Here is a 12,158-nt window from a genome sequence, read left to right on the forward strand (position 1 = left end):
TTCAGGATTTACCCTGGAGAGTCCCTTTTTTTTATGGTGCTATGCAAACTAGTAGTAAAAGTATGCATATTTCTTCATATAACCGTATACGTCCGAATGCTTACCCCTCCTGTGTTAATATCCTTCTTTTAAACTTTTCCTATGCGCTCCACTCTGTCACATGCAGAAGAGCGAGTGGTTTGGTGAAATTGGTAATACTGTTGTTCAAGTGTAAGAATGGAATGAGAAAAAAGGAAGAGGCAAGGACTTGAATTGTAGAGGAGGTGTACTTCCATTGTGGCGGCTCAAGAGCCACCGCTCACCGTTTCTTTTTCTTCAGCTGGTAATTAGTCATCTGTGATTTTTAGATTCGGCCAGGTAGGCGAAATGTACCCCAGTTTTCAGCTCACCATTTAAAACACCAACCTTTATGATGCCCTAATAATGTTTGAATTGAGCCAATAAACCTCTGAAATTGCCTTATTCTAAATTGAAATGAGACAGATCACCTGCTGAGTAGCTTCATTTTAAATTGAAATGAGACAGATCACCTACTGAGTAGCTTCATTTTAAATTGAAATGAGACTGATCACCTACTGATTAGCTCTATTTTAAATTGAAATGAGACTGATCACCTACTGAGTAGCTTCATTTTAAATTGAAATGAGACTGATCACCTACTGATTAGCTCTATTTTAAATTGAAATGAGACTGATCACCTACTGATTAGCTCTATTTTAAATTGAAATGAGACAGATCACCTACTGATTAGCTCCATTTTAAATTGAAATGAGACTAATCACCTGCTGAGTAGCTTCATTTTAAATTGAAATGAGACTGATCACCTACTGAGTAGCTTCATTTTAAATTGAAATGAGACTAATCACCTACTGAGTAGCTCCATTTTAAATTGAAATGAGACTAATCACCTGCTGAGTAGCTCTATTTTAAATTGAAATGAGACTGATCACCTACTGATTAGCTCTATTTTAAATTGAAATGAGACTGATCACCTACTGATTAGCTCTATTTTAAATTGAAATGAGACTGATCACCTATGGAGTTGGTAAGCATCCTGTAATTATCACCTTAAAGCAAATACCATTATCGCTATTTTTTATTAAAGGAGGTGATAATAAACACTAAGCACCGTAGCAGAGAAAAAAAAGAGCTGATTATTTCTGAATACTACAGAATTAAGCAGAGTCGTCAGAAGTTTTGTAACAAGAATATTAGCATTATGCATTTAAAGGGTGGTTAGGCAGGTACAAAAATGAAAGTTCAAAAACTACAAATAACGAAGCATTTATAAAATTAGCTCCGCACACACAGCAGAATCAAACGCATTATCAACACCCTGCAACATCTGAACTAACCATTGGCCTTAATTCCGGGCCTCGAATCGTGTGGCGTGGAACCCTGGGAATATGAATACAATCAAGGTTCACTGTTTGTTCATCGTTACATGCGACCCAAGCATGTGGAAAAAAATGCAGGTGAAATATTAAAAAAAGTAATTAAAATCAACTCCGGCCTTAAATAAACCCCAGATATTTTCATCTCTTCTATGTTTTAATGAAGGTTCAAAGGTTCCGGGACTATCATAATGTTTTCGCTTTAGTATATAGGGAATACGCTGAGAGGTATTAAGGGATAGAATAAACCTATCTGAAAACCGGATGTCAGTCTCAATACAAAACTGAAGAAAGATAAAACTTCTCCAGGGCAAATCAAGAGTGTCATTTATACCTTCAAGGTTATTACCGAAATTAACATTTCCATCAGTATTATAAAAGTCACCGGATATAGTGAATCGGTTGCGGCTCTTTTGGTAGTTCCAGGTGTACGAGCAATTAATCATATTGGAAGTGAGGTTTGCATCTCCGGTCATCCTGTATATACCATACGAAATTCCGGTATATTTCACAGGGTCTACTAAGGCAGGATTAGGCATTTTAGCCAAAGCTTTCATAAATCTATAACTAAAATCAATTGTATGGTTAGTGGCCATGTTATAACTTAAATCACTCAAAAAACTGTAGCCCTTTGTATTTAATTTCATATTACGGATAAAAGAAGAAAAAGAGCCGTTTGGTCTCCTGTATAGTGCATCTAACTGTGCATCGGAAAAAAAAGCTCCAATCCCTGCTCTGATAAATAGATTTGGGTTAAGCGAAAAAATGTTACTAAGTGTAAAATGGTTTAATTGTAAATTAGGTAAGAGGACATCATTTTTCCATAGTGTGTCACGATGAGGTCGGGATAAGTATAATTGGTAGCTCAATACAATCTCATTTTTAGCAAATTGTTTGAAAGTGCTTGTAATATCAAACTGGTGTGTATTTTGGTGAATAGTTCCATTTACATGGACAAGGTTACTTAGATTTGCTTTAAATATTGAATTGTCGGAAATAAACTCATGGATAGTTAAACAAAAGGGGATATACAGTGGTTGTGACACAAATGATGCTGAAAGGTAAAATATGTCATTGTGATTCCAGCCACTATAAATATTGTATCCCTGAAAAAAATGTCTTAAAGATTCTGTTTGAGAAAAGGAATGAATAACCGTTGGTGTAAGGGTTATACCAAGAAATAAACGCCCATGCAATAATGATTGAAACCATCCGAGGTTGTACTGTTGCTTATGGCTTTTATTATCCCTTTCAAACTTGAGGGAAAAGGTTAGATCGTTATTGTTCTCTAAAGATATTTTTGACCGGGATCTTTTATAGGTAATACCTGATAGTAGAAGACCCGAAAATAGACTGTTTCCAGTAATAAGTGAAGTTGAACTTGAGTATAGAGTTAGGTGTCTGGGAGTGTTTAGGTTAATGAGATTTAGATTATAGCTATTGCTTTGGAATACAAAACTTCTGAAATCGCTATCTTCTATTAAAAAACTTCTGATATGAGATAACTTTTTGTCTGAGGTGTTTTGCCGTAAAAGGTGAATGTCCGAAAGGGCATGGCGAGGAAAGAGTAAAAAAAAGAGAATGATAAAGAAAAAATTAATGGAAAAATTTGGATGAGAGTTAAAAACTCTCACCCAATTAGAAATCTGAGTTTTTGACATTTATTTTAGTACTTTGCCATACATAAAATTTGAAAGAGTGTACCAATAGTAGTCATCGTCATAATAGTAATCATCATCCCATGGATCGATATACAGTTCATCAAAAAACTCAATCCATTGGTTTCGTGTACTCATACGTGGAAATAACCCACCAAAAGTATAATCGGGAAAATGGGGGCCTTCGTAGGATAAATCATAATCACTTAGGACATTTCCGCTTCTATCTGTGAAGTCTAAGGGTTCAAAGTATTCATAACCATGCAAATCTATTTGACGCCAATCTGAAGGATCCCGCCATTGCATATAGGGAAACTTGGTTTTAAGATCACGAATGGGATTGTCAAAAATTGCACTTACATTCACTCGCAAAGAGAGGTCATAATCGATTTCTATGTCATAAGGGCCGGAGAGGAATTTAGTCACTTCATTAAGCATATCTTTGACTGAAAAAGCATTTAGACCACCATGGTATTCAAGCTCTGCATCTAAATCATCGATGTACTCAGCTTTTATGATATGGAACATCTGGTCGCTTGTCCTTGCGCTTATAAAATCGAGGGAATTTTCGAGTTTTTCAACGCTTTGACGTAAATTAAGAATGGCTGCATTCATAGATCCCTCTCCATGGTCATGGAGTGTGAGGAAACTATTACTCTGATGGAGCCTTTTAATGTTAACGGCAAGAATACTGTCACTACCGCTTGAGATCCAATCATAGGAACCGTTGTTATCTATATCGATATTGTAGGAAATGAGAGTGAGCATAATTGCACGCATGATACGTAATCCGGCATCAATAACATAAACCTCTCCGAGGTCAAGAATGTATGAGTCTCCATAGGTTTCACCAAGCATTTGCGGTGTAATTTCAAATTTGAATGTTTCATCATTTTGAATGATGCTTAATCTGTCCAAAGCATAAATTATACTGGGAAGTAATTCGTCTTTCACCGCATTTTGAAGTTCGCTTATTTTGGGTAACTCACTTGCAGGGGCACTTGCGATGGTAGGCACAATCCGATCAACATTACGCATCTTGGCAGGATTAAGTTTCAGGGGTATCGTTTGAGTCTTAAATAGTCCTGTTTCATTGGCGGTTAATTCATCAGCAAATTCGTTAAAAGTCTCATTCTGGTTAATCATAATTAGTTCAGTTATAGCAGCACCAAACTGAGCTTCAGTGTTATTGGGATCAGCTTCAATTGCAGCTTTAAAAGCGGTGTTTGCTTTATACATATCAGCACTTATCAGATCTTTGCTCAATTCTTCTTCAAGGAGGGATAGTGCAACCTGAAGCTTTTCCCGAGCAAATTCTCTGTCTTCTTCGCTGATTGTTTTTGTTGTACCGGAAGGATTATCTGCGGTACCGTCTGGTGTGGTTCCGCCATCAGTAAAAGAGGGGTCCGGGGGAGTGGAATCAGGGCTGACAGGTGAATCGGTACAGCCTGAAAATAGGAGTACTACCAACCAAACAATTACAACCTTTAGATAATTCATTTTAACCTCTTGGGATAGATTGTGTAAAAGTGTCAGTTTTGAATATGAATAACCCTATATACACTAGATTATATATAATAAAAGTATCATTGCAAATAAACTTTATGTCGATTATCAAAAAAGATAGTATGAGAATAGGTTCAAAAATATCAATAGGTAAAATATATGTAAATGAAAGTGAATACCAAGAAGAAAATGTAAGTATTACTATTTAACCTTTATCTAAGCTTTTCAGAATCTTAATTAGTCGATAACACAAAGAACTGTTTGAGGTTATATAACCTGTTATGATTAAATGTAATAAATAAAGCAAATCAGGGTGATTCGGTGGTAATCTCTTTTATGAGAATGTTGTTATTTACGAGTGTAATGTAGTTGAAGGAAGCGGGGACATTACAATCAAAAGCTACTTTCTGATCTAAAGGTGAAATATTGAACTGGCAAATAGGACTTGGGGCACTTGTGTAGAGTATACCATCCTTATTAAGTACTAATCTGTGATGAATGTGTCCAATAAAGACTCCAAGAACATTGTTCCCGTATTTTAAAAGGGTATCATGAAAACGCTCACCATTAAAAAGGAGCATTTCCCTGTCTATCCAGGGGACATCCAGGGATACTGGTGGAAAATGAGTAAAGATAATTTTGGGATCATCGTCAAATCTCCTCAAAAACCACACTAAGTCTTTTTCTTGAAGATATCCAAAATCTCCATGTGGGTCTATTTGAGGTGATCCCTTACAGTCGAGGGATAAAACTTTGTAGTGGCCATAGTTGAAATGATATGATCCAGCAGTGAGGGGGACCAGGTCGAAGCCACTTTGGTTAGAACTGTTGAGCCAGGAGATATGTTCTGGATAATCATGATTACCCGTTACATATAGAATTGGATGATTCAATGAAGAAAAAATATCTTTTACCAGCTCATAGGATGCTTTCGTAGGTTCATTAACCACATCTCCTGTATGAATTACAAAATCTACTGGTGCACTAAAAGAGTTAATGGCTTTGATGAGATTAGTAGTTTTCTGATAGGTGTTTTGGTTGTAGAGTATAAAATCTTTGTTCTCTCCCAGGTGGGTATCACTGATATGAATAAAAGAAACTTTTCTGCTTATTGGATCATCTGTTTTGGTGCTCATTGTTTGTAAAAGTCCTTATAAGTTTTCTCTCTGCTAATCCAAGGCTTTTAAACTGTATACCTGTTCTGAATAATGGCCATTCAGGAGTACAGTGAACCACCAGGGCTGTAGTTTTAAATGTAGCACTGATTCCTGGAAGGGAAAAGGTAATGGTTACTAACGATCCGGTTTTTTTTTTCCTCTTACCCACAAAAAGCATACCACCCTCATTAATATTGAGGATTTCAACTGAATCTTCAGTTTTTTGAGTATCATCAATTACCAGGCCTAATAAATCGATCTCTTTTCTGTCTTGTAATCTACGTTCCATTGATTAATCAACCTCATGGGTAAAAAGTCTGCAATTATCACAATAATATGATTTTTGGATAATGATAATATTCAGAAAATATAAAAAGGGGATTACTAGTAAAAAATAAGACAAATTAGTTATCATGATTTTCTGAATAAATACTATTTTGCAATGCTTGAATTAAAATGGGTGAGGATAGAAATGATAACAAAAAATTCATACACACGCATAACGCTTGCGCTTGATATAATCGGCAAAATCTATAATGGCCCGATGAAGGGGTATCATGAGCTGGGGATAATTAAGCATCAGATAACTCTTTGCGACAGTATTGAAGTAAAAGAGAGTAGGAGTACAAAAATTGAGTGTTCAGATACCGCGGTACCCCATGATAGCAGTAATATATGCTGGAAAGCAGTTGATCTGATAAAGAAACGGTATGGTATCGATAAGAACGTAACTATTTCCATTGATAAAAATATACCTGTAATGGGTGGGCTTGCCGGCGGTAGCGCTAATGCTGCTACAATGATTGATATCTTAAATGAGCTTTGGGCACTTAATTTTTCAAAAGAAGAGAAAAAGCAGTTAGGGCGCAAGCTTGGAATGGATGTGCCGTTTTTCTTTGACGGTGGAACGGCATTTGATACTGAAACAACAGGGGTACTCCAGAAAATTGACACAGATCTTTTTGCCACCTTTGTACTGGTGATTCCCAATTTTGGGGTTTCAACCAGGGATGCTTACGGGGGTATCGATTATTCAAAAGTTGCTAAAAAGACTCTGCAAACTTCAGAAATGAAGTCTTGTATATCGCTTAATGATATGAGTAAGGTGGTGAGTCTTATGCATAATGATTTTGAACTATCGGTGTTTCCCAGGTATCCACAACTTCAGCAAATACGGGATAAAATGCTGGAGGCTGGATGTTTAAATGCAATCATGAGTGGCTCGGGATCGACTCTAATTGGTATTGTGCGGAATAGAAAAGAAGCAATGAGAGTCTGTAATTCGCTGGAATATAAGAGTATAATTACAGAAACACTTAAACGGTAACGCTCTTTTATGCTTTTTCTATCTGCAATAAAGAAATTGTACTCTGAGTTAATCCAGTAATCTGGAGGGGGGGACTATGAATCGGCTGCACGTAGATAGAACGGATAAGTACAGATGGAATACTCGCCATGAACTCTACACCTATTTCGATAAAAAGTACGGTATGAAAAAAACTGACATCGATTCTGAAATTAGTTCTGTGATTAAGAATTTTAAGCTCAGACAGGGCTGCCCCATAAAAACACAGGAGCTGTGGCAGAGAGTGGGTAAGACTATTGAGAATAAACTGATCGGGTCTTACCCTGAATTGCCTTAAATGTTTGTATTAGCCCTGAATACTGATCAGGGCTTTTTATGATTCAGGCGGGAAACTGAAGGCCTTGTGCTATTGTTTCGGTTGTAGGATTCGAAGAAAAGATTTGAATGAGGGTAGAATCCTGATTGCCGGTTGTAAGCATGAGGCTGCCTTACAAAACTGAAACTCATCATAAAATTCCTACTGGGATTCCAGTCAACAGATATATCCAGAGGCATTTCTCTGAAATAATCCATATTTTGAAGGTTCTCTTCATTAAGGTTGTGTGAGTTTGAAGAGGTGGAGTGGATGGGAAATCCTAAGTTCATTCTAAGGGTAACGGGAGCATCAAACTCGTAGCGCATCATGGTAGAATAAAGGCTTTGGGATTTTAAATCCGAGACTTGTCCGCCCATGCCAAAGCTTAAGCTGTGGTTTATAGAAAACCTTGCCGGATCCAGAAGCTCAGAGGACAGGTCAGCTGATTCTGTCTCATACGCTTGCTCTGATTGGGCATGTACAGAGACCACCATGCAACAGATCAGGAGTGCAAAAAGGGCCTTTTTCATAATTTTCCTCCATTTACCCACAGTGTTTATGCAAAAACCTAACTTTAAATTCAAAAATGTTTGCATAAATTATACCTTATATTATAAATATAATAATATAAAAGAGTCATAGTTCAAGGAAATATCAGCCGTATTTAAAACATCGGAATACACTTTTACAATTTGCAGGATTGAAGATGGTGCGGATTTAATTAAATTAAGGAAGAACACTTATCAGAAACGGTTTTTAAAATGCTTGTAGGGGAGGGATTTATGGACTGGCGTATTTTTAAGGGCTTAATTATTGGAATTTTGATTGTAGCATTTTCCAGTTATGGTATTGATGATTTTTCAGATCCCGGGGAGTCTAATATTAAATGGGTAAATTCAAACGATTTTATCAGCACTTCTTTCTCGGGGGGGCAATGTAAGATAACCAATACAGAACCTTCCGGTGAAATATTTGGATATATAAGACACTCAATTTCGGGAACAAAACCTTCTACATTTACCATTTCCACCGAGGTGGTCTCATCAAGCTCTTCAAATCTGGGTGGTATCGTTTTCTGTCTGCAGCCTGGCCAGGGATTTGAAGGTTATGCACTTTACATTGACAATGGTAACATCGTTGTATTGAAATTTCTTGAAAACAGCGGCTCGGAAATTGTATTCAATGCTTTAAGCTCTTATCTCAAACCAGAGAATAATGAAATCGTAATCAGTAAGGATGGTTCTTTATTTAACATCTTTATCAATGGAGAATTTGAGGGTACCTTTACCGATTCGCAGTACTCCACCGGTGACATCGGTCTGTTCAGCCCTGGAAACAGTGAGGTAGTGTATCAGTACGTTACCATGGAAAACACTTTCAGACCACACGAGCCGATCTCCTATTTCTATGACAACTTTGAAAGCGGGAAACTTCCTGGGTGGGTTAAACATGGAGAAGCAGATGTCCGTGTAGATGATGGACAATTAAAAGTTAACACTTTAGATGATACTAATGCAACCCTGTATTACAGAAATATTACTGTAGAAAATTTTGTAGCTGCTGTAGAAGTGTCTCATCGCGGAGGAGCAAATAATTCTTCCTATGGACTCTTGCTCTTAGGTGAAGAAAAGGATATTCTGTTTCCAATTGTGGGAGGCCGGCTTTATAGCGCGGGGTTTTTAGGTGAACTATTGGATTATTCCAGTAGTCAAGTTATTAGAGGTGCTCCCTATGATGATGGAGGCAGTTACTATTATTACACCGATACTTTAATGATACAAAAGGAGGAGGGGTCTCAGGAGTACAAATTCATGGTAAACGGTCAGCATTTGACCTCATTTACAACAACCGATTTTGATGTTACAGGTGTTGGACTGTTCATTGGGCACGACCTTGAACTCTATTTCGATAACTTCGGTGTGGCAGAGGGTAATGAACTGAACCCGCCAGTAAGCATTACACGCAGACGAATCTCAGGCAGGGGTGGTGTAATAAGAGGAAATCAACCATCAGCTACTTTTGATCTTCGCGGCAGAAGGATTGGTGAAAAAGGTGTGAATCAAATTATTCCAGAGCTGAGTCCTTCAGGTGTTTATATTAACAATCACGAGGGAAGAAAAATCAGGTTAAGATGATCTGATTAATATGCGGCATTCTGAAGAGAAATGCCGCATACATTACTATTACAGGCAGGCTTTTACCGCATCCGCTACAATCTTTACCCCTTCACCTATTTTTCCTTCCGGAGTATGTGAAAAAGCCAATCTGAAGCTATTGTTCCTTTTGCCTTCAGGATCAAAAGCACTTCCAATCACAAAGGCAGCGCCGTTTTTCACTGAGATATTAAAAACATCTGTTGCGTTAACAGTTTCAGGAAGTGTTACCCAGATGTAAAAGCCGCCTTTGGGTTTTGTCCAGGTTATACCAGCAGGCATGTTTTCTTCAAGTGCATGCAGCATTGTCTGTGCTCTGCGAGCGTAGGTGGGTCTGAGGATGTTGAGGTATTCGCCAAGCTTGTTTTGGTTTAAATACGCCGCAGCAAGTACCTGGGTAAAAGTAGAAGTACATGCATCCATGGATTGTTTTGCAAGCTGGCATTTTTCAATAATCGCTTCCGGGGCAAGAAGCCATCCAAGACGCAGTCCGGGGCCAAATATCTTAGCAAACGATCCGGTGTAGCAGATAGGCACCGGTTCGCTTCCCATAGCTTTCATTGGAATCGTGAGTTCCTTATCGTTTTCATCGAAATAGAGCTCTCCGTAAGGATCATCTTCAAGAAGGCAGATGTTACGATTTTCGAGAAGCTTAAGCAGCTCCTCTTTTCTCTTTTTGCTGTAGATAATACCTGCGGGATTGTGAAAATAGGGGCTTAGGTATAAAATTTTTGCCTTTTCACCAATTTGATCCAGCGTTTTTTCCAGCTTTTCGATCATTATACCCGATTGGTCCATCTCCACTCCGGTGGTGATGGCATCGTAAGACTTAAAAGCCGCCAGCGCACCGATGAAGCTTGGGTATTCTGTGATAACCGTGTCGCCCGGATCGAGCATTACCTTAGATACGAGATTTATAGCTTGCTGTGCTCCTGTGGTTACAATAAGCCCCTGGCCATCTAAATTGAACCCCTTAGAAATGAGATAGTTTTTCAGCGCTTCGAGTAGCGGGGGATACCCTTCAGTGGGGCCATACTGCATAGCTGCCTGTTTGTCTTTTTTTGGGAGATTGTTATAGAGTTCATCAATCATCTCTATGGGGAACAGATCGTTGGCAGGCATCCCGCCTGCAAATGATATTATTGAAGGATCTGCAGCCAGTTTCATCAGTTTTCTAATTTCTGAAGAGCGCATATTTCGTGCATTGGTAGAAAAATTTATCATCATAAGGCCTTTCTTGAAAATTGTGCAGGTTACAAGAACTATAATATACAGGATTGCAGGCTATTTTGCGTGGGATGAGAAAAATATCGAGGTGGTTTGTTTAGAGTTGCTCGTATCCTAAACTACTATGTACTACTGTATATACCGATTATCACAAACTTTTCTGGTCATTGGGAGGATTTGGAAAAAGCATATATTCGGTGGGAAAAGTGCAGAGGCTCAAATGACCTAATGTGGGAATGTATAAATTCTCTGGCAGAGTATGTCAAAGAGTGTCGAACTCTGAGACGCGAAATAACTGATGGAATGGGGGCTGCAAATACATCAACCCGAATCGCTGATACGGTAGTAGAGAGAAAGGCTGTTAACAGGTTCATCATCGCAAACGAAATATTGTAAGGCGATCGTCGATTTGATCCGCGATATAGGTGGGTTTGCCCGTACAGCTATTAAGGACAGTGTCCGCGAGGGTTCCGCCCATGGGCGGACTTGTCCGGGACAGTGTCCTCAAGGGTTCCGCCGGTCTCAGATGCCCGTTATTTGCCATCCGTGACCGTATCCGGGCTGGCAGCAATGATTATCGGAGCATGAAAAACCCTGATATCGGCACCTGAAGGGTGTGCCGAAACCATCTGTACCACAAAAATGGGTATCTGATTGGTTTGCGAACTCATCTGAAACGCGAAAACGGGTGTTCGGAAATACCAATCTTCAAACACTACTCTTGCAAACGGAAGTAACTGAACGGGTTCCCCTTCTCACTGGAGACCTCACCCCGGCCTTCGGCCACCCCTCTCCCCCAGGAGAGGGACACGCAGCAACGGTTCGTTTAGCGTGGGAAGATGGGTTTTGTCTGTGAAAAGGAGCGGGAGAAGAAGGGGGACATATTCAGTTGCTTTTGTTGCAAATAGAAGGGGATGGTTGCTGAGCGGCAGCCGATGCACAGGGGATGAGGTCCTGATGATTAAAAAAGGAAGATACTATTGGCACCAAACAGTACCCTGCCAACGCCCGGCTCCCTCCGCAGTAGCTACTGCGGAGAAGGCCAGGGGAGGTGACCTAATCTATTGCCTTTGGCCCCATAAGTAATTCTTTCTATTCACATTCCAATGAAACAAGATACGAGAATGTATTCCATGATGGTGAGCAATTCCTACTCACCAATGCTGAAGGTGTATTTACCACAACAGATGGGACCACTCTCACTCATGTATCTACTGAAGGTAGAGGCAACTTGGCTTTTAACGGGGAATTCTACGTGGGAGTAGGAGGTCAAGGTACTATAGGAATACTCAAAGAATTAAAAGTATCTGTGAAACCTACAAGACCAGTAATTAATCATGGATTTAGAGTAATTACGGCACCAAAATCACTCCATGTCACTTACCCTATCAACTATCCTATC

The 12,158-nt window shown here is 39.0% G+C and carries 10 protein-coding genes; 4 read left to right on the top strand and 6 right to left on the bottom strand.

Annotated elements, in window-relative coordinates:
* Positions 1–1,483 precede the first annotated feature (1,483 nt).
* The 4 genes from QA601_18205 to QA601_18220 all read right to left on the bottom strand — a co-directional run bounded on the left by QA601_18205 (position 1,484) and on the right by QA601_18220 (position 6,004).
* On the bottom strand, positions 1,484–3,055 hold the full coding sequence (locus QA601_18205) for a hypothetical protein (protein MDG5817036.1): 1,572 nt from the start codon (positions 3,053–3,055) through the stop codon (positions 1,484–1,486).
* Positions 3,056–4,552: a hypothetical protein gene (locus QA601_18210; GenBank protein MDG5817037.1), complete on the bottom strand. Its 1,497-nt coding sequence runs from the start codon at positions 4,550–4,552 to the stop codon at positions 3,056–3,058.
* A gap of 314 nt (positions 4,553–4,866) precedes the next feature.
* Entirely contained in the window at positions 4,867–5,694 is an 828-nt protein-coding gene (locus QA601_18215) for a metallophosphoesterase (GenBank protein ID MDG5817038.1), read from the bottom strand.
* A complete protein-coding gene (locus QA601_18220; protein ID MDG5817039.1) occupies positions 5,675–6,004 on the bottom strand; it encodes a PilZ domain-containing protein in 330 nt (109 codons plus the stop codon). Before QA601_18220 ends, QA601_18215 begins: the two co-directional genes overlap by 20 nt.
* 183 nt (positions 6,005–6,187) lie before the next feature.
* Here QA601_18220 and ispE point away from each other — a divergent pair, with 183 nt between their 5' ends.
* On the top strand, positions 6,188–7,042 hold the full coding sequence (gene ispE / locus QA601_18225) for a 4-(cytidine 5'-diphospho)-2-C-methyl-D-erythritol kinase (protein MDG5817040.1): 855 nt from the start codon (positions 6,188–6,190) through the stop codon (positions 7,040–7,042).
* A 76-nt stretch (positions 7,043–7,118) separates the two neighbouring features.
* Positions 7,119–7,358, top strand: coding sequence for a hypothetical protein (locus QA601_18230; GenBank protein ID MDG5817041.1), 240 nt, complete (start codon positions 7,119–7,121; stop codon positions 7,356–7,358).
* 26 nt (positions 7,359–7,384) lie between these two features.
* Here QA601_18230 and QA601_18235 read toward each other — a convergent pair whose 3' ends face one another.
* Positions 7,385–7,906, bottom strand: coding sequence for a hypothetical protein (locus QA601_18235; protein ID MDG5817042.1), 522 nt, complete (start codon positions 7,904–7,906; stop codon positions 7,385–7,387).
* 252 nt (positions 7,907–8,158) lie between these two features.
* Here QA601_18235 and QA601_18240 point away from each other — a divergent pair, with 252 nt between their 5' ends.
* On the top strand, positions 8,159–9,511 hold the full coding sequence (locus tag QA601_18240) for a hypothetical protein (GenBank protein MDG5817043.1): 1,353 nt from the start codon (positions 8,159–8,161) through the stop codon (positions 9,509–9,511).
* A 48-nt stretch (positions 9,512–9,559) separates the two neighbouring features.
* Here QA601_18240 and QA601_18245 read toward each other — a convergent pair whose 3' ends face one another.
* The gene (locus QA601_18245; protein ID MDG5817044.1) at positions 9,560–10,756 is read right to left on the bottom strand and encodes a PLP-dependent aminotransferase family protein; all 1,197 of its coding nucleotides are present in this window, start codon (positions 10,754–10,756) and stop codon (positions 9,560–9,562) included.
* A 93-nt stretch (positions 10,757–10,849) separates the two neighbouring features.
* Here QA601_18245 and QA601_18250 point away from each other — a divergent pair, with 93 nt between their 5' ends.
* Positions 10,850–11,152, top strand: coding sequence for a hypothetical protein (locus QA601_18250; protein MDG5817045.1), 303 nt, complete (start codon positions 10,850–10,852; stop codon positions 11,150–11,152).
* Positions 11,153–12,158 lie beyond the last annotated feature (1,006 nt).

This window comes from Chitinispirillales bacterium ANBcel5, from assembly GCA_029688955.1.
GTDB classification, from domain to species: domain Bacteria; phylum Fibrobacterota; class Chitinivibrionia; order Chitinivibrionales; family Chitinispirillaceae; genus Cellulosispirillum; species Cellulosispirillum alkaliphilum.